17 protein-coding genes and 1 riboswitch are annotated in these 18,953 nt (G+C 57.3%); of the genes, 6 read left to right on the plus strand and 11 right to left on the minus strand.

Going from position 1 to position 18,953, the window contains the following annotated elements; translation table 11 throughout:
- Positions 1-3: 3 nt before the first annotated feature.
- From glyS to ACXADZ_RS10750, 3 genes are read right to left on the minus strand one after another with little or no spacing between them, the layout of a single operon-like run.
- Positions 4-2,223 (minus strand): glycine--tRNA ligase subunit beta, encoded by a 2,220-nt coding sequence (glyS, locus tag ACXADZ_RS10740; protein WP_475196203.1) that lies wholly within the window; start codon positions 2,221-2,223, stop codon positions 4-6.
- Positions 2,224-2,232: 9 nt separating this feature from the next.
- Positions 2,233-3,399: a sodium/glutamate symporter gene (gltS, locus tag ACXADZ_RS10745; protein ID WP_475198559.1), complete on the minus strand. Its 1,167-nt coding sequence runs from the start codon at positions 3,397-3,399 to the stop codon at positions 2,233-2,235.
- A gap of 52 nt (positions 3,400-3,451) precedes the next feature.
- Positions 3,452-3,976 carry a DUF6446 family protein gene (locus ACXADZ_RS10750; RefSeq protein WP_171089367.1) on the minus strand — a complete coding sequence of 175 codons (525 nt, stop codon included), beginning with the start codon at positions 3,974-3,976 and terminating at the stop codon, positions 3,452-3,454.
- Between the two features lie 91 nt (positions 3,977-4,067).
- Between ACXADZ_RS10750 and ACXADZ_RS10755 the strand changes: the two genes are divergently transcribed.
- A complete protein-coding gene (locus tag ACXADZ_RS10755; protein ID WP_475196207.1) occupies positions 4,068-4,700 on the plus strand; it encodes a MarC family protein in 633 nt (210 codons plus the stop codon).
- A gap of 8 nt (positions 4,701-4,708) precedes the next feature.
- Here the strand turns inward: ACXADZ_RS10755 and ACXADZ_RS10760 are convergent, their stop codons facing one another.
- Positions 4,709-5,638, minus strand: coding sequence for a glycine--tRNA ligase subunit alpha (locus ACXADZ_RS10760; protein WP_475196210.1), 930 nt, complete (start codon positions 5,636-5,638; stop codon positions 4,709-4,711).
- A 206-nt stretch (positions 5,639-5,844) separates the two neighbouring features.
- On the opposite strand from ACXADZ_RS10760, the gene ACXADZ_RS10765 reads away from it, so the two are divergent.
- A complete protein-coding gene (locus ACXADZ_RS10765) occupies positions 5,845-7,584 on the plus strand; it encodes a serine protease (RefSeq protein ID WP_475196213.1) in 1,740 nt (579 codons plus the stop codon).
- A gap of 52 nt (positions 7,585-7,636) precedes the next feature.
- Here ACXADZ_RS10765 and ACXADZ_RS10770 read toward each other — a convergent pair whose 3' ends face one another.
- Together ACXADZ_RS10770 and ACXADZ_RS10775 are read right to left on the minus strand one after the other, a co-directional pair.
- Positions 7,637-9,211, minus strand: a complete 1,575-nt coding sequence (locus ACXADZ_RS10770; RefSeq protein ID WP_171089360.1) for a thiamine pyrophosphate-binding protein — start codon at positions 9,209-9,211, stop codon at positions 7,637-7,639.
- Positions 9,211-10,659: a TrkH family potassium uptake protein gene (locus ACXADZ_RS10775; RefSeq protein WP_171089358.1), complete on the minus strand. Its 1,449-nt coding sequence runs from the start codon at positions 10,657-10,659 to the stop codon at positions 9,211-9,213. Before ACXADZ_RS10775 ends, ACXADZ_RS10770 begins: the two co-directional genes overlap by 1 nt.
- 94 nt (positions 10,660-10,753) lie before the next feature.
- Here ACXADZ_RS10775 and ACXADZ_RS10780 point away from each other — a divergent pair, with 94 nt between their 5' ends.
- Positions 10,754-11,431 (plus strand): hypothetical protein, encoded by a 678-nt coding sequence (locus tag ACXADZ_RS10780; RefSeq protein ID WP_475196217.1) that lies wholly within the window; start codon positions 10,754-10,756, stop codon positions 11,429-11,431.
- Positions 11,432-11,787: 356 nt separating this feature from the next.
- On the opposite strand, the gene folE2 is transcribed toward ACXADZ_RS10780, so the two are convergent.
- Together folE2 and metZ are read right to left on the minus strand one after the other, a co-directional pair.
- Positions 11,788-12,891 (minus strand): GTP cyclohydrolase FolE2, encoded by a 1,104-nt coding sequence (folE2, locus tag ACXADZ_RS10785; RefSeq protein ID WP_171669604.1) that lies wholly within the window; start codon positions 12,889-12,891, stop codon positions 11,788-11,790.
- A gap of 255 nt (positions 12,892-13,146) precedes the next feature.
- Positions 13,147-14,337, minus strand: coding sequence for an O-succinylhomoserine sulfhydrylase (gene metZ / locus ACXADZ_RS10790; RefSeq protein WP_475196219.1), 1,191 nt, complete (start codon positions 14,335-14,337; stop codon positions 13,147-13,149).
- 61 nt (positions 14,338-14,398) lie between these two features.
- A riboswitch (SAM riboswitch) is annotated at positions 14,399-14,476 on the minus strand.
- A gap of 196 nt (positions 14,477-14,672) precedes the next feature.
- On the opposite strand from metZ, the gene ACXADZ_RS10795 reads away from it, so the two are divergent.
- Positions 14,673-15,362, plus strand: a complete 690-nt coding sequence (locus ACXADZ_RS10795; protein ID WP_171089352.1) for a glutathione S-transferase N-terminal domain-containing protein — start codon at positions 14,673-14,675, stop codon at positions 15,360-15,362.
- Positions 15,363-15,440: 78 nt separating this feature from the next.
- On the opposite strand, the gene ACXADZ_RS10800 is transcribed toward ACXADZ_RS10795, so the two are convergent.
- The 3 genes from ACXADZ_RS10800 to ACXADZ_RS10810 form a co-directional block, all read right to left on the minus strand.
- Positions 15,441-15,917, minus strand: coding sequence for a hypothetical protein (locus tag ACXADZ_RS10800; protein WP_475196223.1), 477 nt, complete (start codon positions 15,915-15,917; stop codon positions 15,441-15,443).
- 265 nt (positions 15,918-16,182) lie between these two features.
- Complete coding sequence (locus ACXADZ_RS10805) at positions 16,183-17,211, minus strand: VOC family protein (RefSeq protein ID WP_475196226.1); 1,029 nt, start codon at positions 17,209-17,211, stop codon at positions 16,183-16,185.
- Between the two features lie 85 nt (positions 17,212-17,296).
- Complete coding sequence (locus ACXADZ_RS10810) at positions 17,297-17,671, minus strand: OB-fold nucleic acid binding domain-containing protein (protein ID WP_171669609.1); 375 nt, start codon at positions 17,669-17,671, stop codon at positions 17,297-17,299.
- Between the two features lie 126 nt (positions 17,672-17,797).
- Here ACXADZ_RS10810 and ACXADZ_RS10815 point away from each other — a divergent pair, with 126 nt between their 5' ends.
- Both ACXADZ_RS10815 and ACXADZ_RS10820 read left to right on the plus strand, forming a co-directional pair.
- The gene (locus ACXADZ_RS10815) at positions 17,798-18,121 is read left to right on the plus strand and encodes a 2Fe-2S iron-sulfur cluster-binding protein (RefSeq protein ID WP_170715918.1); all 324 of its coding nucleotides are present in this window, start codon (positions 17,798-17,800) and stop codon (positions 18,119-18,121) included.
- Positions 18,121-18,882 carry an FG-GAP repeat domain-containing protein gene (locus ACXADZ_RS10820; protein WP_475196228.1) on the plus strand — a complete coding sequence of 254 codons (762 nt, stop codon included), beginning with the start codon at positions 18,121-18,123 and terminating at the stop codon, positions 18,880-18,882. Before ACXADZ_RS10815 ends, ACXADZ_RS10820 begins: the two co-directional genes overlap by 1 nt.
- The last annotated feature ends 71 nt before the right edge of the window (positions 18,883-18,953 follow it).

Raw genomic sequence — 18,953 nt, forward strand, 5'->3', positions numbered from 1 at the left:
GATTTAACCTTCAATCTTGGTCAGATCAGCCACGCTGGAGCAGACCGTGCGGATCTGGCTGAGCAGGTTCAGGCGGTTGCGCCGCAGGATGTCATTGTCGGTATTGACCTGCACATCCTCAAAGAACGCATCCACCGGCCCGCGAAGGGCGGCCATGGCGGTCATGGCAGTCGGGAAATCCTCAGCCTTGAGCGCGGGGTCAATCTGCGCCTGTGCCTGATCCAAGGCGGCAAACAGCGCCTTTTCGCTGTCCGTCTCAGCAAATTTCACATCCGCACCATAGGAGTATTCGACGCCATCCTTCTCTTCGGCCTGCGTCAGGATGTTGTTGGCGCGCTTGAAGCCCTGCACGAGGTTCTCGCCATCCTCGGTCGAGATCACCGCATTCAGAGCACGGGCGCGTTTTACCAGCAGGTTGAGGTCGTCATTCCCCTCCATCGCGATACAGGCGTCGATGATGTCGTGGCGGATGCCCTCGTCGCGGAGAAAGACCTTCAGACGATCGTGGAAGAAGGAGAGGAGGTCATCGGATGCGTCAGGAACCTTTTCCTCTAACTCAAGAAATGCCGCCGCAGGCGATCCGCCAATTCTTTCTTTGACAGCCTGAAAAGCCCCGCCAAATACACCGTGATCTGCAATTTCCTCCAGAAGGTCGCGCACATTTGCATCCGGCAGCGCCTCATTGATGGCGTTCTCTGCCCGCACTAACTGGCTATCAAAGAAACGGTCTAAACTGATGCGCAGATCGTTACCCAGCACCAAACGAATAACTCCCAACGCCGCACGGCGCAGTGCAAACGGATCTTTCGAACCGGTCGGCTTCTCATCAATCGCCCAGAACCCAGCCAGCGTATCCAGCTTGTCAGCCAGCGCCACGGTCACCGAAAGCGGTGCAGTTGGTACGTCGTCCGATGGACCCAGCGGTGAGTAGTGCTCATCCGCCACGGCAGCCACTGCGGCGTCTTCGCCTGAGGCTTCGATATAGTAGCGGCCCATAAGACCCTGAAGTTCAGGGAACTCATAAACCATCTCGGAACTCAGATCGGCCTTTGCCAGACGCGCGGCTTTCTCGGCCTGATCGGCATCCGCTCCGGTCACCGGGGCCAGTTCGCGGGCCAGCGCGGCGATGCGGTCGATGCGCTCGGCCTGGGTGCCCAGCTTGTTGTGGAAGGTCACATTCTCCAGTGCGCGGGTCCATTGGGCGATGTCCGATTTGGCAACGCGCAGGTCATTCTCCCAAAAGAATTTCGCATCGGCCAGACGGGCCGACAGCACCTTTTGGTTCCCCGCCAGAATGGTCGCGCCGTTGTCAGCGGTTTCGCGGTTGGCGACAGTGATGAAGCGCTCGATGCGTCCGGTTTTGGGGTTTTTCACGGAAAAGAACTTCTGGTGCTCTTTCATCGAGGTTTGCAGCACCTCGGGCGGCAATTCGAGGAATTCCTCGTCGATCTGCCCCATCAGCACCACAGGCCATTCGACCAGCCCGGCGACTTCTGCAAGAAGGCCCTTGTCTTCCACCACTTCCAGACCGGCGGCAAAGGCCATGTTCTGGGCGTCGTTCCAGATATGCTCGGCCCGTTCGTCGGGCGACAGCACGACAAATGCGCGCTTCAATTGGGCAGCGTAATCGTCAAACGACGATACCGAAAACCGGTTCGGCGCCATGAAACGGTGGCCAGCGGTCGTGTCCCCCGATGCTATGCCCTCGACCTCAAGCGGCACGGTTTGCGAGCCTGCTTCATCATTCAGAATACACAGGATCGAATGCAGCGGACGGACCCAACGCATGGCACCACTGCCCCACCGCATGGATTTGGGCCATGGGAAGTTGCGGATGGTGGCTTCCAGCACCTCAGCCACAATATCAGCCGCTGGGCGCCCTGCCTTTTCGATGGTGGCAAAGTAAACCGCGCCTTTGGGTGTATCGCGTTCTTCCAACTGATCGCGGGTCAGGCCAGCGCCACGCAGGAACCCTTCGATGGCTTTGTCCGGCGCGCCGACCTTGGGGCCTTTGCGCTCTTCACGAATGGTGGGGCTTTCAGCCAACAGGCCTTCGACCACCAGCGTCAAGCGGCGCGGCGTGGTCAGGGCGGCAGCCCCGGCATAGGTCAAACCGGCCTCGACCAAACCATCGGTGATCCGCTTTTTCAGGTCCTCACCGGCGCGGGTCTGCATGCGCGCGGGGATCTCCTCGGAAAACAGTTCGATCAGCAGGTCAGGCATTGTTGGTCCTTAGAAATTGACGATCGTCTGAATGACGATGGCATTTGCGATATCCACAAAGAAGGCGGATACAAGGGGGAGCACAATAAAGGCAATAGGCGATGGACCATATCGCTTGGTCACGGCGGTCATATTTGCAATTGCAGTGGGTGTGGCCCCCAAAGCAAAGCCCCCAAAACCCGCAGCCAGCACCGCCGCGCGGTAGTTTGAACCCATAAGCGGAAACAGCACCCAAATTACAAAGACAACCGTGAACAGTGTCTGTGCCGACATGATCACGGCAATAGCCATCCCCAATTCGGCAATTGTCCAAAGCTGAAGGCTCATCAGGGACATCGCCAGAAACGCACCCAATGCAAATTCCGAGATCAAAGCCAGCGAGGGCGTCCGTGCAACAGGTGGGGCGGACGGCACCAAGGCCGTTCTCAGGTTCGAAATCACGATGCCCATCAGAAGGCAGGGCACAAACAAGGGCAGCTTCAGCCCAGCAGCGGCAATGGCCTCGCCCAATATAAAGCCAAAAATGACCGCAAGATTCAGATGCAGCAGCACGCGCATGATCGAGATATGGTCGATGCCCGAAAGCTTTGGCTCATCATCGGGCAGCCCGACCGTATGTTCCTCATCGGGTCGATCAGGCGTCAGATTGCGCGTTTCAACCAACAGGCGCGCGATCGGGCCTCCGACCAAAGCCGCCAGAACAAGGCCCAACGTCGCAACCGCAACGCCCAATTCGGTCGCGCCTTCCAAACCGGTTGCCCCTGCAACCTCTGGCGCCCATGCAATCGCGGTCCCGTGCCCGCCGATGAGGGCAGCGGATCCGAACAGAACGCCGGCTTGCGCGGAGTACCCAAACAACGACGCGCCTGCCGCTCCGATCACGTTCTGCGCGATGATCGTCACGAGCGTCAAAATCAGGAGAATGAGCAGAGGCTTACCGCCCGCAATCAAATCAGAAAACCGCGCATTCAGGCCGATCCCGGCGAAAAACAGAACCAGTAGGGAATCGCGGGTGTTCAGTTCGAAGGACAGTTCGAGGTTGAACACCAGATACAGGGCCAGAACGACAAGCGATGCCAGAAGCCCGCCGGTAACGGGTTCAGGGATATTGAATTGCCGTAGCATCGCAACCCTGCTGTTGATCTGCGCGCCCAGCAGATAGACAGCAAAACCCATGGTCGCCGTGATGAAATCCGGGATTGTTACTGCGTCGGCCAAGGCAAGTTCCTCAGTTCTCGGGGCGCGGGGGGCACTCCTCTCCGACCACCGTACCGTCATAGGCCTTTTCGCCGCAATTGTTCAGAACGTGCCAGATAAAACCTTTGCCGTCCTGAGTGATGGCCACGATGCGATCGACGCCGTAATGCACATTTTTCTGGCCAATAAAGGCTTGGGCCTTGCCGGATTTCAGATCGTCAGCCAGACCGACCGCATCATAACAGTCAAACCAGCCCGGCGCGGTCAGTGGTGTCGCCTCTTCCGCCGTCACATAAGTGGCCCGCAACTCGTCCAGCGCGATGTCGGTTTCAAAACAGGCGCGGTATCGGATCGGAGAGCTGTCTGCGTCTATGGCCTGAAACGAAGAATAAGGAATAGCAACCGGCGGCTGTGCTGCGTCAGCCAACAAGACAACATCCTCACCCGGACGGGGTTCAACATCGTAATAATACCCGTAGACCTGCAAGTAATACATGCCTGCGCCTGCAAGGGCTGCGGACAAAAGCAGGATGATCGCCAGAATTTTACCAGTCATCTTTCGATGCTTCCCTTCATGCAAGGACTTTCAAGTCTTTCAGAAATAGGCCACATTTCAGCGCAGAACAGAACGACCCGAGGCGAAAAGTATGGATACCACCCTTGCCGTTGGATTTTTCGGCGCGCTTTTTGCCATCATGAATCCAGTGACGAACTTGCCGGTATTTCTGAGTGTCACGCAGAACCTGTCCGCCTCTGATCAGCGCAAAGTTGCGATCAAAACATCCCTCTACTGCCTGATCCTGGGTGGAGCGTTTGCAGCCGTGGGCAGTCAGGCACTTGGCTTGTTCGGCATAACGGTTGATCACTTGCGTGTCGCCGGCGGTCTGGTCGTTCTGATGATCGGTTTCAACATGCTCAACGGCAACGAGAGTACGTCGCACCACGGAACCGAAGACGAGAAACAAGAATACCACACAGCTGAAACCGTAGCGTTTTACCCTCTGGCCTTTCCCATTCTTGTTGGGCCCGGAACCATTACGACTTTGATCCTGTACGCGCATCACGTAAAGAATCCTGCCGAAGCGATTGTATTTGTTGGCGTATTTCTGTTGGTCGTCGCGCTTTTGCTGGTCACCTTCTGGAATGCAGCGTGGCTGGCCGAACGCCTGTCGGGCAACGCGCGTGTGATCATGAGCCGCTTTATGGGTATGATCTTGTCGGCCATCGCGATCAGTATGATCGCGGATGGCCTCAAAGCGCTGCTGCCGGGGCTGGCCTGATTGGCCCATCAGGCTTGGAACCCGGCCGCCTCGGTCTGAACAAACGCATCCGCGCATTGCTTTGCCAGCGCCCGAACGCGACCAATGTAAGCCTGTCGTTCCGTCACCGAAATCACCCCGCGCGCATCCAGCAGGTTGAAGATGTGGCTGGCTTTGATGCATTGATCATAAGCCGGGTGCGCCATGATGATGCGCTTGCCGGTTTTAGGATCATCATGCTCTTGCGCCAGAATGGCAGCACATTCAGCCTCGGCCTCTTCGAAATGACGCAGAAGAACCTCGGTATTGGCAACGTCAAAGTTCCAGCGTGCGTATTCCTCTTCGGTTTGCTTGAAGATGTCACCGTATGTCAGCGGGCTGGGGGATTGCGGGTCGTTGAACGGCATGTCCATCACATGGTCGACACCCAGAACATACATCGCCAGACGCTCCAGACCATAGGTCAGTTCACCCGAGACAGGTGCGCAATCATGCCCGCCGACCTGTTGGAAATAGGTAAACTGGCTGACTTCCATACCATCACACCAGACTTCCCAACCCAGACCCCAGGCACCCAGGGTGGGGCTTTCCCAGTCATCTTCGACAAACCGGATGTCATGCAGATCCATGTCGATGCCGATGGCTTCGAGGCTGCCCAGATAAAGCTCCTGCAGATCGGGCGGGCTGGGTTTGATCAGCACCTGGTACTGATAGTAATGCTGCAAACGATTTGGGTTTTCGCCATAGCGCCCATCCGTCGGGCGGCGCGATGGCTGAACATAAGCTGCGGCCCAGGCCTTGGACCCCAGCGCCCGCAGAGTGGTCGCAGGATGGAAGGTCCCTGCCCCGACCTCCATGTCATAGGGCTGCAAAATCGCGCAGCCTTTCGAGGCCCAATAGGTCTGAAGCCGCAGGATAGTCTCCTGAAATGAACGCGGTGCGCTGTTCGGTTCGGTCATGGCATTCCCTCTGGGCATCCTTACGCCCGGTTCCGGTCGGTTTGGCCCTTCCTATGCAAGGGGCCAAGGGGCGTCAACGGGGCTTTGCCCCATGGCTGTATCTGCGCGGCCACACCACAAATTCCCCGTACAAGCAGCATGGTATTTAGCACTGGAAATCGCGTACCCTGCGCCAAAGCACAAACACTGCAAAACACGGGCAGACAATGACACGCGTATTTTCAGCAATTCTATTATTTCTTGTGGTCGGCCTACGCGCCGCATCCGCTCAACAAGACCCCGGCGTCTGGGTTCAAATTGAAGCCCAGCCAACGCTGCAAGAAGCGCAGGAACGGGCGCAGGCTTATGCGACTGCGTTGCCTGATGTGAACGGTTTCAGACTGAACAGCGGATGGTATGCAATCGTGGTCGGCCCATATGCGCGCCCGGATGCGCAACAGGTGCTGCAGGTCTATCGGTCCGAGGGTCAAATCCCCCGCGACAGTTTCATCGCCTTTTCCAGCGGACTGGGGCAACAATTCTGGCCTGTTGGGGCAAACGTGCTGAACCGTGGCACCGTCGCGGCACCGGTTGCGCCAGTTGCTCAGGCAGAAGATACGCTGACAATCGCGCCCTCTCAGGACGCAGATGAAACGCGGGCACAAGCCTTGCAATCCGAACGTCTGCTGACCGCGCAGGAACGCAGAAACCTGCAAACGGCCTTGCAGGCGGCGGGGTTTTATAACTCGACCATTGACGGGGCCTTTGGTCAGGGAACGCGCCGCTCGATGGGAGATTGGCAACGCTTTAACGGATATGAAGCAACTGGCGTTCTGACCACCGCGCAGCGCAAAGCACTGATGGACGACTATAACGCGCCGCTGACAAGTGTCGGCATGGCCCGCTACAGCGATGACGCAGCTGGGATCACAATGGACTTCCCGCTGGGTGCCGTCAGCTTTGACCGGTATCAGGCCCCTTTCGTGCATTTCAACAGCGCATCCGATTTGAACGCCAAGGCGCTTTTGATCAGCCAGGACGGCGACAAGCGCACGCTTCGGGCCCTGTATGAGGTCATGCAGTCGCTAGAGATCGTTCCCCTCAATGGTCCGCGTGAACTGCGCGGAGATCGCTTCACCCTTGAAGGGCGCGGAAACGGGGTTGTGTCCTTCACACAGGCACGCCTGACCGATGGGAAGATCAAGGGGTTCACCCTGGTGTGGCCCGAGGGGGATGAAGCGCGTCGTTTGCGGGTTTTGGCAGCTATGGCGTCCAGTTTTGACACAACCGACGCGGTGCTTGACGCTGCAGCAGGTTTGAACGCAGAGCAGAGCATTGACCTTGTCTCCGGCCTTCAGATCCGCAAGCCCCGCCTGTCGCGTTCGGGTTTCTTTGCGGATGACAAGGGAACTGTCTTGACGGTTTCGGAAGCTGTCGAAAATTGCACCCGTATCACACTGGATGGCGATCAAGAGGTGCAGCTTGCCGTGGCAGACGACGAAGTAGGCGTTGCTGTTCTGCGCCCGGCCAAGGCGTTGGCGCCAATGAGCGTGGCTGCATTCAGCCCGGCCTTGCCGCGTCTTCAGTCCGACATCGCGGTGTCAGGCTTCTCGTATCAGGGCGCATTGGGCGCGCCAACGCTGACATTTGGGCAAGTTGCCGATGTCCGCGGGTTGAACGGTGAAGCTGGTGTCAAACGTCTGGCACTAAGCGCGCTGCCCGGTGATGCCGGTGGTCCGGTGTTTAATGACAGCGGCAATGTGGTTGGCATGTTGCTGCCGCCCCCGTCCGAAGGTCGCAGTCTGCCTGCATCTGTCAGTCTGGCAGCCACCGGTGAGCGGCTGACAGAAATTCTGGCTCAGGCTGGCGTGTCCGGTCTGTCGGGCGAGGAAACCACACAGATTTCGCCCAATGAATTGAGCCGACGCGCAACAGGCATGACGGTTCTGGTGCACTGCTGGGAATAAACCGCAGCCAACTGCAAATTTCCAAGCGCCGCGCACCCGCGCGGCGCTTTTTTTACAGAATGTCTGGCGTCACATGGATAAGCGTCGGGACCGGTGCGTCGAAGGCGGCGCGGGTGGCACTCTGCATTTCTGCCAATGTCGAAGGTGCCGCCGACAAGGCACCGAAAGCCTCAGCCAATTTGCAGAAATCCGGGTTTCGAGCAACCACAGCATTCGGTGCGATCTGACTGCGCACCATGCTGTCTTCAATTTCTTTCAGCTTGCCATTGTCCCATAGGATGATTGGCAAAGACAAACCCAACTCAACCGCAACACCCAGTTCCTGCATCGTGTAATGAAACCCATAGTCCCCGGCGATAACTGCCGTTGGCTTTCCACGTCGTGCCACTGCCCCACCAATTCCGGCAGGTAACCCGTAGCCAAGGGTGCCGAACCCCGTAGGGTGATGCCAGTGATGAGGATAGGCCATGTCCCAAACCTCTTTCGCGACATAGGCGAACTGCGTCATGTCCGAATAGATCATTGTATCTGCTGGCATGGCTTCGCGCAGCGCGTCCGCAACCGGCACAATTCCGGGCCTCTCGGCGTCTACCTCGGCGCGCCAGCGGGCACGCGCAACGGCGACCTCATCGGCCGACCATCCGGTCGCGGGTTTCATGTCAGCAGTCGCGTGCCACAATGCGCGGGCAAAGCTTTGGCTGTCTGTCTGGAGCTTGATTGCGGCCCGGTGGCGATCAGACAGAACTTCGGGGTCCAGATCCACACGGATCAGCGTCGCTTTGTGTCCAAGCTCATGCCGCCACAAATCAACTTCGCCCAGCTCAGCGCCAACAGCAATCACCAGGTCCGCCGAGGCTATGACTTCGGCGCTTCCAGGGCGCGGCAGCATGGATCCGAAATCCAGCGGGTAGTTCGCGCCCGGCATCCCGCGCCCGGCGTAGGTGGTAAAGCAAGCAGCGCCCAACTGTGTCAAAATTTGCCGCCAGTCGTTGGACTTGCAACCCCCGCCCAAAATGAACAATGGCCTGCGTGACAGGTTCAGCATCGAAACAACGGATGACACATCAGGCGGCAACGCCTTGGTGCGCAGCGCTGGCTGGTTTGGAAATGGCGCGGGCTCGGCATCCGCCTCCAACTGCGCAATTGGCACCTGAATGTGTTTGGGCCGTGGTCGCGATAGCTCGAACTCTTCAAAAGCACGTTCTACCAGCCCATAGGCTGCTGTGGCGGATTCGGCCTGTGCCGACCAATCGGCAACCGTCCCGGCAGCGACACGCTGATCGTTCATCTGATGCAACTGGCCACGCATTGCCTGCGTTTCATCAAGACAAGAAGACAACACCAGCATCGGGACAGAGTCGCTGTAGGCCTGACCAATCGGTGTCATGATATTGCACAAACCGGGCCCGGTGATGACATAGGCAACACCCGGCTGGCCTGTGGCGCGCGCGTAGCCATCTGCCATGAACCCTGCCCCTTGCTCATGTCGCGCCAAAACATGGGTAATGCCCGCCTCTTCGATGCCGCGATACATTTCCTGATTATGGACGCCCGGAATGCCAAAGATCACATCCACGCCACGATCCTTGAGCATATGCGAAATTTGCGCGCCAAGGGGTCTTTTCATCAGTTTCTCCAGAATTGAACGGTGAAGATCGCGTAAACGGCCAGAAGTTCAAGCCGCCCAACCAGCATTCCGATTGTCAGCAGCCACTTGGCCGTATCATTGAGGCCCGCGAAATTGCCTGCGGGCCCAATCTGGCTGCCCAGACCGGGGCCGACATTGGCCAATGCGGTTGCTGCCCCGGACACGGACGTGATGAAGTCCAGCCCCGTCAGCGCCAGTGCCCAGGACAACACGCCCATCGACAGAACGAAGAACATGAAAAAGCTCATGACCGAGGTCAGAACATCGCGCCCCACGGGCCGTCCGTCGTAAAGCGGGACAAAAACTCCGTGAGGGGACCGGATCCGCCTGATCTGAGTTTTGATTGACGCCAGCAGCAGTTGATATCGGAAGATCTTGATTGAACATGCTGTGGATCCTGCGCAGCCGCCAATAAGCCCGATCAGGAAAAACAACATAACCGGAAAGCTGCCCCATCCCATGTAATCAACACTGGCATACCCGGTGCCCGAGATGATCGAGGTGATGTTGAACAGGGACTCGCGGAAAGCTTGTTCCCAATGGTGCGGGAAGACCGAAGTAAGAAAGATGGTCATAATCACGACCAGCACCAGAACGGTCGCGATAAAGGCACGGATCTGGCTGTCCTCCCACAAGGAAGAGGTCTGGCCATTGGCAAGCTGAACATACCGTACGAAAGGCAACGCCGCCAGAATCATAAACACCGCAGCCGCGTATTCCACCGGGCCCGAGAATGTTGCAAATGACGCGTCATAGTTGGCAAATCCACCCGTCGCGATGGTGGTCATCGAATGGACGGTGGCATCAAAAAAGCTCATCCCGAATGCAGCGTAGACCAGCGCGCATACTACAGTCAGGAACACGTAGATCAGGGAAATCTGGCCTGCGATCTCTTGCGCGCGCGGAAGGATTTTCCCCATGGTTTCAAACCCTTCCGAACGGAAGATTTGCATACCACCCACCCGCAATTCCGGCAGGAACACCATCGCGACCACGATGATACCGATGCCGCCCAACCATTGCAGAATACCGCGCCACAGCAAAAGCCCCCGTGGCAGTGTATCCAGCCCGGTTATGACGGTTGAGCCTGTTGTTGTGAGGCCGGACATGGCCTCGAAATAGGCATCGACAAACCGCAGTTCGGTTTCACCGAACAGAAACGGGATTGCACCAAATACCGGCAATGCGACCCATACGCCGGTTGTCAGCAAAAAGGTCTGCCGGATGGTCAGTCCCTCGCCCACGCCGTTGGAACAGCTCATCGCCAGAACCGACCCGGTCAGCATCGTGATGATCGCGCTTTCCAGGAACACATGCCATTCCCCCCGCCCCTCGATCATGTCGGCGAGCATAGGAAACAGCATGGTCGCCCCAAGAATGGCGACCAGCAAGCCAATCACATATCCGACCGGGCGAAGATCCATCATGAGGCGCAGCGTTGGCGCGCCAACCCGACAGTGTCAAGCAGATGATCCGGGTTAAGCGTCGGATTTCGTATCTGCCCCGGGCATCGCCGGAGGTTTGGACGGTGCACGGGTTCTACGCGTCTGCGGGCTGGGCTTCTCTGCTGTCGCCTCTGGCTTTGATTGGGTGGCAGACGCCGCAGGTTTAGGCGAAGCCGCTTTGCGTGTGCGGGGCGCAGGTTTCGCGCGAGTCGACACCGCTTTTTCCAACGGCGTAGCGGTTTTTGGCTGGACCGCAGGTGTCTTGGCTACAGGCGCTGCAGCCCGGGCCGGAGATTTTTTCGCCGGAGTTGCCTTAACGGTAGAAGACGAAGCGGGGGTCGCCTTTCGCGCCGCAGGTTTTGCTGGCTTGGCAACGGGTGCGGCAGGTTTTTCTTCTGTTTTGGCCTGCGGGGCTGGTTTTGGCGCGGGCTTGGCCTTCACGACCGGCTCAACCTTTGCCACAGCGGCAGCGCGCGGCTTGGCGGAAAACTCAACCGGTTTTGTTTTGGGCGCAGCCGCCACAACCTTCTTTACTGGTTTTTTCGCAACCGTGGCCTTTTTGGTCGCTGGTTTTTGCACACGCGAAGCAGCAGGTTTGGCCTTAGAAGCAGCAGGTTCGGCCTTCACCGTCGGTTTTCTGACTGGCTTTTCAGCGACCGGCGCCGGAGCTGATGCGGCCGCATGCAGTGCTTGCACAGGTGCCATCGGCAATTCGAACGCTGAACGAGCTACGATTTGCATGATCTTCATTTGATTGACCACGGCATAGCCCGCCAATCGAAACGCCGCAGCCTGAAGCTCCAACGGTTGGGTAATCGGATTCATTACATGTTTCTCCTGTAATAACGATGCAGCCCGAATTTTTTGGGTAAGGTGCCCTGCCCGCACCGATGTATCGGGCGGTGATCTAGATCTTGCAGTCCAAGGCGTGTCACGTCTCGGTTTCCTTTCGGGGACGCACACCTTCCCGAAGGCAGGCATACGTCTGCTGCATTCCCTTCGAATATACAGGCAAAGAATGCGCAAGTGCAGCATTTTTGCTGCATTGCGGCGAAAGAACGCTTGCGGCCAGAAACTCTGATTAAATTCTAGCCGCTTACACGGCGCGATTCACCCAACATGAAACAGGGTTGTGAACAATCTGGGGTCCAGGCTGGATGCCTCAAACGTTGGGCCCTCGGTCAGAATCGACACGGCGTCATGGCTGTGCAAGCTTTCTTGGTGACTGGCGACAACGCGGAAATCGCCCACATGGTGATCCGCCAACAGCTCAGCGCAGAAAAGGCGCGCAGCGTCTTCGACAAAGATGGGGTTTGCGGCGTTCAGCTCGGCAAAGGCCTGTTCGTCCTCACGTTTGACCATGACTTGCGTCTCGGTCGGAACAGCACGACGACACAGCGCAATCAGATCTTCGAACCACAGGCAATCTGCATCGCAGTCCACCACAACGGAAACCCGCGCGACCGAGCGCTGAGAATGCGGCGTTGCAAGCTGCCCGCGCATCGAACGAGCGTGTTCGCTCAGTTCCAGCGAGCACGGACATGTCGAAGAATACACATAGTCCAGATGCATAATCTTCTGGCGCACACCGTTTTGCTCGACCAATTCCAGGGCAATATCGTAATATTGGTAGCCTTCCAAACCCGAGCGCAAGCTCATTACCTTGTCCGGGTAAGAAAACCGCATCTGAATCCGGGCATCGAAACTGTCCAGATCTGTCATGTAGTCATCAAGCGCCGCTTCCATGACCTCGAAGCTGAACGTACGTTCTGCATGTTTGTAAAACGACCGCATGATCCGGGACATGTTGATGCCCTTTTTCTCGGCCTCCAGACTGACAGTACCTGTGATCGAAGTCTCAAGCGTCAGGTCATCGCCCTCTTTCCGATGGAAACGGATCGGCAGGCGGAAGTTCGAAATGCCCACATGCTGGATTTGCTGCTTGGCCCCACGGATCAGGCTGGACGGGCCATTCTGCAAATCTGGCAGTGACGCGCGATACGCGGCATCGACTGCAAAATCCTCAGGATACTCGCGAGAAAGAGATGGGTAATTCACGGAGGTCAACCCGGGCACCAACCTGGCCACAGCCGGGTCCAATTGGCTGATCTCGGATGCAGACGCCGACTGAGCCCATTGCCGGAGAACTTTAAGTGCCTCGGCGGCCTTTTCCCGATCCGGAGTTTCATCAATGTCGCGCGGGTGAACGTTCATCGGCTGCGGTTCCTCGATTGATCGTCGGACTATATACGACTGATGTTCATTTTCCAGTCTACCCCGATACGTGGCCAATAGCAGTCCGGATCGAAAAAAGCGGTGCAAAACCGTCAATTCGCAACGATTTGCGCCCTTTGATGGTGCAATCAGCAGGAAACAGCGCAACAGGCAATCCGTACGGACACACAATCACGCTGCAGTTTGACGTCAAGTCACGCCCCGGCACGATAAAGACGCCCGGGGCGCGGCAGATTACTTTTGCGAGACCTCCAAAGCCTGCCGGATATCGGACAGCAGGTCATCAGCGTCTTCCAGACCAACAGAGAACCGAATGAGGCCGGGTGTGATACCCAATTCGTCTTTCTGCGCGTCACTCAGCCGTTGGTGCGTCGTTGTAGCCGGGTGCGTTGCGATGGATTTGGCATCGCCCAGATTGTTGGAAATCACTGGGATCGTCATCGCATTCAGGAACGCAAAGGCCGCATCCTTGCCACCCTTGATGTCCAGAGACAAAACCGTGCCGCCCTTGCCGCCAAGCTGCGTCTGAACCAGCGCGTTCTGCGCATGGGTTTTCAGGCCGGGATACAGGGTACGCTCAAGCGCCGGGTGCCCTTCCAGTGCCTCAGCAATCTTTTGCGCGCTTTCAGCCTGCGCATTGACCCGCAGAGCCATGGTTTCCAGACCTTTCAGCATGACCCAAGCGTTGAACGGGCTAAGCGCGCCGCCGGTGTGCTTCAGGTACGGCTCGACCGTTCCGCGGATGAAGTCACGAGTACTGATAATCACGCCGCCCAGCGCGCGACCTTGGCCGTCAATGTGCTTGGTCGCCGAATAGATCACAACATCTGCACCCTGCGCGATCGCGCGCGAAAACACCGGGGTCGAGAACACGTTGTCCACCACAACAAGGGCACCGACAGCGTGGGCCAGTTCGGCCACAGACGCGATATCGATCACCTCCAAAGTCGGGTTCGACATGGATTCGAAGAACACCGCTTTGGTGTCGGGCCGGATTGCGGCCTTCCATTGCTCAAGATCAGTGCCATCAACAAAGGTCACATCCACACCAAAGCGGGTCAGGATGTTTTCGACGATGTACAAACAGGATCCAAACAAGGCTTTGGCAGAGACGATATGATCGCCTGCCTTCAACATCGAGGTCAACGCACCGTTGACAGCGGCCATACCCGATGCCGTTGCAAAGGCGTCTTCGGCCCCTTCCAACGCTGCGATACGCTGTTCGAACATGGATACAGTTGGGTTGCCGTAACGGGCATAGATGAACTCGTCAGGTCCGCACTCCAGAAACCGGGCTTCGGCCTGTTCTGCGTTTTCGTAAACGAAGCCCTGCGTCAGGAAAATCGCCTCGCTCACCTCGTTATACTGACTACGGCGGATGCCGCCATGGACGGCTTGGGTGCGTTTGTTCCAGTTCTCGCTCATCTCAATCCTTTCAGCCTCTGGCAGAGGCAAACAAAAAACCCCAGACGCGGCCAAGCGAAAGGGGTCTTTCATCCTGACCTTTTAGCGGTGTTGTTTAGCGTGGCCCGCAATCCGGTAACAAATCGCCACGTGGTCTGTGATGTTGGCCTTACGCCGCACATGCAGAGTCGTCAACCCCGACAAACCCGCCGTCACAGATCTGTAATCAAAGGTTCGACGGGCCTTCCCCTGCGATGGCATCGCCCGAAGTCACAGCTTTTTGCGCTTCGCCTGCCGCAAGCCCTCTTGCCGATTGCTCAGAAACCCTCATGATCTCTTTAACCTGAGGAGAGACCATGATCGATCTGTATTTCTGGCCCACGCCAAACGGCTGGAAAGTGTCCATCGCCCTGGAAGAGATGGAGCTGCCCTACAAGACTCACCTGATCAATATCGGCAAAGGCGATCAGTTCGACCCGGAGTTCCTGAAGATCGCCCCCAACAACCGGATGCCAGCCATTGTTGATCCCGACGGTCCTGATGGTGAACCCGTTTCCGTGTTCGAAAGCGGTGCGATCCTGATGTATCTGGCCCGCAAGACCGGGCGGTTCTATGGCAAGACCGAGCGTGACCGGATTGCTGTTGAGGAATGGCTGATGTGGCAGATGGGCGGCGTCGGACCCATGGCCGGTCAAGCGCATCACTTTTTGAAATACGCCCCTCAACTGGACCCACCACAGGACCTGCCCTATGCAAAGGACCGCTATCGCACCGAGGTCGCCCGCCTTTATGGCGTGCTGGATCGTCGACTGGCGGATAATGAGTACGTTGCGGGCGATTTCTACTCCATCGCAGATATGTCGATTTGGGGTTGGGCCAGCCTTTGGGAAGGTCAGCAGCATGTACTGGACAACACACCCCATTTCGCGCGCTGGCTTGAAACCGTAAGCGCCCGTCCTGGCGTTCAGGCTGGTCGCGCATTACACGCCGAATTGCGTGGGGATCACAGGGACAAGCAGTCGCAAGGGGTTTTGTTCAAGCGATAAACCCCAATCACAGCAAGCACATGATTTCTTGGTGATGTTCGATGTTGGGCATGAACAAAATGGCCGCAGCACAGTGCATCAGCGAAACTTGAATTCTGGCTCTGCGGGAAAGCGCATTGGTTTGCCTGCCCATTGCTGACCACGCAACGCTGTAACCTTCCTGCTTTCGACACGCATCCCGGCTGTCAGGACAAAAGCTCTTTGCCCCTGCGGTTTAACTGATAGATGTGCAATGTCGGAATGGAAGCATTCCGGTTTCCTGGACCGCCTCGACCTAAAACTCGGACCTCCGCGTTGCTTCAAATCCAAGTTTTCCGGCGAGCGGGTCGTCTCAAAACCCGTCAAGTTCAGTAACTCGGTGCGGTATGCTTCAGCGGCTGCAAGATGCTGGCTCTCGAAAGCGTATGCTTTCTGAGCTTCTTCTATCATTCTTGCGGCATGCATATACCCTTTTGACCGGCTGAGCACTGAAAGCTCTGCAAGACGGTCTAATATTTGATCTTCATCCAGACCGACGTTTTTTTTGAACGATCCGTGCTGTGTAACGTTTGGCATCCCGATTGACTCTGAGAAGACGTTGAGTGATGCGCGACCAAGCCCACCCCCGGGGCCTCGGCTGACGCAAAAAGACATGAGCAAATACCCACCCGGTGTCGGAGAGTCGACCAACAGTCGCCAAATTGGCAGAAAAGCGCCTTTTGCTCACTCTTGGTTGATGCAAACATGTCCATGCGACGGTTCCCAAACGAGCGGAATCGGACACCAAGCTGCTGAAAAAACGTTTGATTTGTAATGAGCGCTTAGCTTCCTTCGCACAAAATCACCAGCCACCGAAAACCGACGCAATGATCACCCAAGAGCTAAGCACGATCCACGTTCCGGTGATAAGCCAGAACATCCAAGGTCGAGTCGCCCGATCAATCGGCTCCACAAAATCGGCGCGCCCGGATCTTAGTGCCAGCCATGTCCAGATCAGGAACAGCACGCCCCAAAACACCTGTAAATCCATGATCACGGCAAGCCATACGCAAACCAACGCGATCAGCGACTTCCAGGCCACTCCCACAGGCGTGCTTTTGGCGCTTGAATCCGATCTTTCGTCGACAGCAGTACCGTTTGGATCCACAGTCTGGATCATAAAATGAGCCCCTTGCCGGTCTGATACCAATACGCGGCCCTCCGGCAGGTCATTGTGGTGCTGCCCGGACCGCGCTTCGATTTGCCGTAGGGTATCGCCGACCGATTTGACGCCAAAACATGGCATCCAATAGCGAAACTTTCCACGTATCGCCTCGGGCACCTCTTCGGCCCAGGCAACAACTGTTCCGTCGGGATGGCGTATATCATAACGCGGCCATGGGCTTGCTGAGCTTTTCTCAAAGCGCCACCCGAACAGGTCCGCATAGAATGGCGCGATCAGCGCTATGTCAGGAACGTGGTGAAAGCGGCCTATGACCTTACCAGCGCCTGGGGCGCCGGTCTGGATGTCAGGTCCTTCGTACATCGTAAACCCTGCGCCGGACGGGTCCCGAACCAACGCGATACGGGCCGCTTCACTGAAGGGTTGGGGCTCAACTTCGATGATGACCCCCTCGTGTGTCCGAGCTTGTTCGACCTTCGCGTCCAGATCATCAACATGGATGTAGGACATCCAAAATGACGGCATGTTCATTTTCGCCAAACGATCCGGCATCGGGAAGATTGCTGCAACCTCCTGACCGCCGATGTTGGCAAAGTCATACGCCTGTTCTTTGCCAAAGGACCAATTGAAAAATTCAGCATAGTCCGTTCTGGCAGTGCGCATGTCGTAGGTGGACAGGTCCGTCCACAGAAAATGTCCGTTTGCCATCGCGCCCTCTGACCCGTTTCAATACCTATCCGAGCTATGACCGGGGCAGCGCCCTGTCCAGAGGCAGCACTATACGCAGATTGCTTTATTGCCCTTCCCCCCGCACCAGCACATCCAACATGCCCGAGATATCTTCGATCTCTTCCGCGATCACATGAGTCACCGAATGCGCCCGCTGCATCCGACCTGTCACCTTCAGCAAACGCCCTGAAATCACCGCGCGACGGAATTGTTCGTAGATTTTGCGCCACACCACCACATTCACGATCCCGGTCTCATCCTCAAGCGTCAGAAAGATCACCCCCTTGGCCGTCCCCGGCCTCTGTCGCAGGATCACCAGCCCGGCCACGGCCACCCGCGCGCCCTCGGGCGGTGCAGTTAACTGGTTTGAGGGCAAACAGGATGGCGGGCGCGGCCAGCCCTGGTTTGGCGCGACAGTGCGAACAGGAGCAACAAGCATGAGAACAAAAATAGAACAAACGCAAGGAAAGTCCAGACACGGCGCGATGAGTCGCAAATGAGGCTGGAAAGACCTAAATGCCTTGACTAAGGAAGATTCGAACATCGAAAAAGGAAGACGCACGCAATGGCAAAGATCACCTATGTCGAGCACGGCGGTACCGAACACACTGTCGAGGTCGCCAACGGACTGACCGTCATGGAAGGGGCCCGTGACAACAACATTCCCGGCATCGAGGCCGATTGCGGCGGCGCATGCGCCTGCTCGACCTGCCATGTCTATGTCCATCCCGACTGGGTCGAGAAAATCCCGGGCAAAGATGACATGGAAGAAGACATGCTGGACTTTGCCTATGAGCCCGACCCGGCGCGCTCGCGCCTGACCTGCCAGATCAAGGTCACAGACGCGCTGGACGGTCTGGTCGTACAGATGCCTGAAAAGCAGATCTGATGCATTCCAAAGCGCCGCGCACGCCCGCTCGCATTTGGCAAGGCCGGGCGCGCGGCGCACTGACATCTCTGTGCCTTTGGGGATCGACCTTTGGCGCAGCAACTGCTGCCGACCAAATTAAAGCGGCCAAGTTTACAGAACCCACTACACGCTATGCGCATGGGGTCTTGGGCGACGCTGTTGAATACGGTGCATTGGAACTCCGCGTTCAAAACGCCGACTCAAACCCAAAGACCGTGACCGTTCGTCTGCCCAAAGACCGCGTCTTCGAAGACCTCTCACCACGGCTTATCGATATTGATGCTGACGGAACTCTCGAAGCGATTGTCGTCGAATCTCAGGATCAACAAGGCGCACAGCTCGCCATTTATAACGCAAGCGGCACAAAAATCGCCGCCACACCATATATCGGCACCCGCTTCCGCTGGCTCGCCCCAATTGGCGCAGCCGACCTGGACAGTGACGGCCATATCGAAATCGCCTATATCGACCGCCCGCACCTTGCCAAAACACTGCGTGTCTGGCGCTACAAAGACAACGCCCTGGCAGAGATCGCTTCGATACCCGGCTTGACCAACCACAAGATCGGTGAAGATTTTATCTCAGGCGGCCTGCGCACCTGCGGCGACCGCCCAGAGCTGATCGTAGCCAGCGCCGACTGGTCACGGATCGTCAGCGTTTCCTACGACAATGGCTGGACCAAAACCGATCTCGGCCCATTCAAAGGCTCAAACAGCCTCGCCCAAGCCTTGAACTGCTGATCCGTCTCTTCATCTGGCTAAAAATACCTTGGGGGTGAGGCCGCAGGCCGAGGGGGCAAAGCCCCCTGCCC

This window comes from Ruegeria sp. ABM4_193, assembly GCF_056158705.1.

Coding starts and splice junctions, on each gene's coding strand:
- ACXADZ_RS10800 (WP_475196223.1), bottom strand. CDS start 15,917: ATGCCAAACGTTACACAGCACGGATCGTTCAAAAAAAACGTCGGTCTG.
- ACXADZ_RS10810 (WP_171669609.1), bottom strand. CDS start 17,671: ATGCTTGTTGCTCCTGTTCGCACTGTCGCGCCAAACCAGGGCTGGCCG.
- ACXADZ_RS10770 (WP_171089360.1), bottom strand. CDS start 9,211: ATGAAAAGACCCCTTGGCGCGCAAATTTCGCATATGCTCAAGGATCGT.
- metZ (WP_475196219.1), bottom strand. CDS start 14,337: ATGAGCGAGAACTGGAACAAACGCACCCAAGCCGTCCATGGCGGCATC.
- ACXADZ_RS10765 (WP_475196213.1), top strand. CDS start 5,845: ATGACACGCGTATTTTCAGCAATTCTATTATTTCTTGTGGTCGGCCTA.
- ACXADZ_RS10775 (WP_171089358.1), bottom strand. CDS start 10,659: ATGATGGATCTTCGCCCGGTCGGATATGTGATTGGCTTGCTGGTCGCC.
- ACXADZ_RS10795 (WP_171089352.1), top strand. CDS start 14,673: ATGATCGATCTGTATTTCTGGCCCACGCCAAACGGCTGGAAAGTGTCC.
- ACXADZ_RS10750 (WP_171089367.1), bottom strand. CDS start 3,976: ATGACTGGTAAAATTCTGGCGATCATCCTGCTTTTGTCCGCAGCCCTT.
- glyS (WP_475196203.1), bottom strand. CDS start 2,223: ATGCCTGACCTGCTGATCGAACTGTTTTCCGAGGAGATCCCCGCGCGC.
- ACXADZ_RS10815 (WP_170715918.1), top strand. CDS start 17,798: ATGGCAAAGATCACCTATGTCGAGCACGGCGGTACCGAACACACTGTC.
- ACXADZ_RS10820 (WP_475196228.1), top strand. CDS start 18,121: ATGCATTCCAAAGCGCCGCGCACGCCCGCTCGCATTTGGCAAGGCCGG.
- ACXADZ_RS10755 (WP_475196207.1), top strand. CDS start 4,068: ATGGATACCACCCTTGCCGTTGGATTTTTCGGCGCGCTTTTTGCCATC.
- gltS (WP_475198559.1), bottom strand. CDS start 3,399: ATGGGTTTTGCTGTCTATCTGCTGGGCGCGCAGATCAACAGCAGGGTT.
- ACXADZ_RS10805 (WP_475196226.1), bottom strand. CDS start 17,211: ATGGCAAACGGACATTTTCTGTGGACGGACCTGTCCACCTACGACATG.
- ACXADZ_RS10760 (WP_475196210.1), bottom strand. CDS start 5,638: ATGACCGAACCGAACAGCGCACCGCGTTCATTTCAGGAGACTATCCTG.
- folE2 (WP_171669604.1), bottom strand. CDS start 12,891: ATGAACGTTCACCCGCGCGACATTGATGAAACTCCGGATCGGGAAAAG.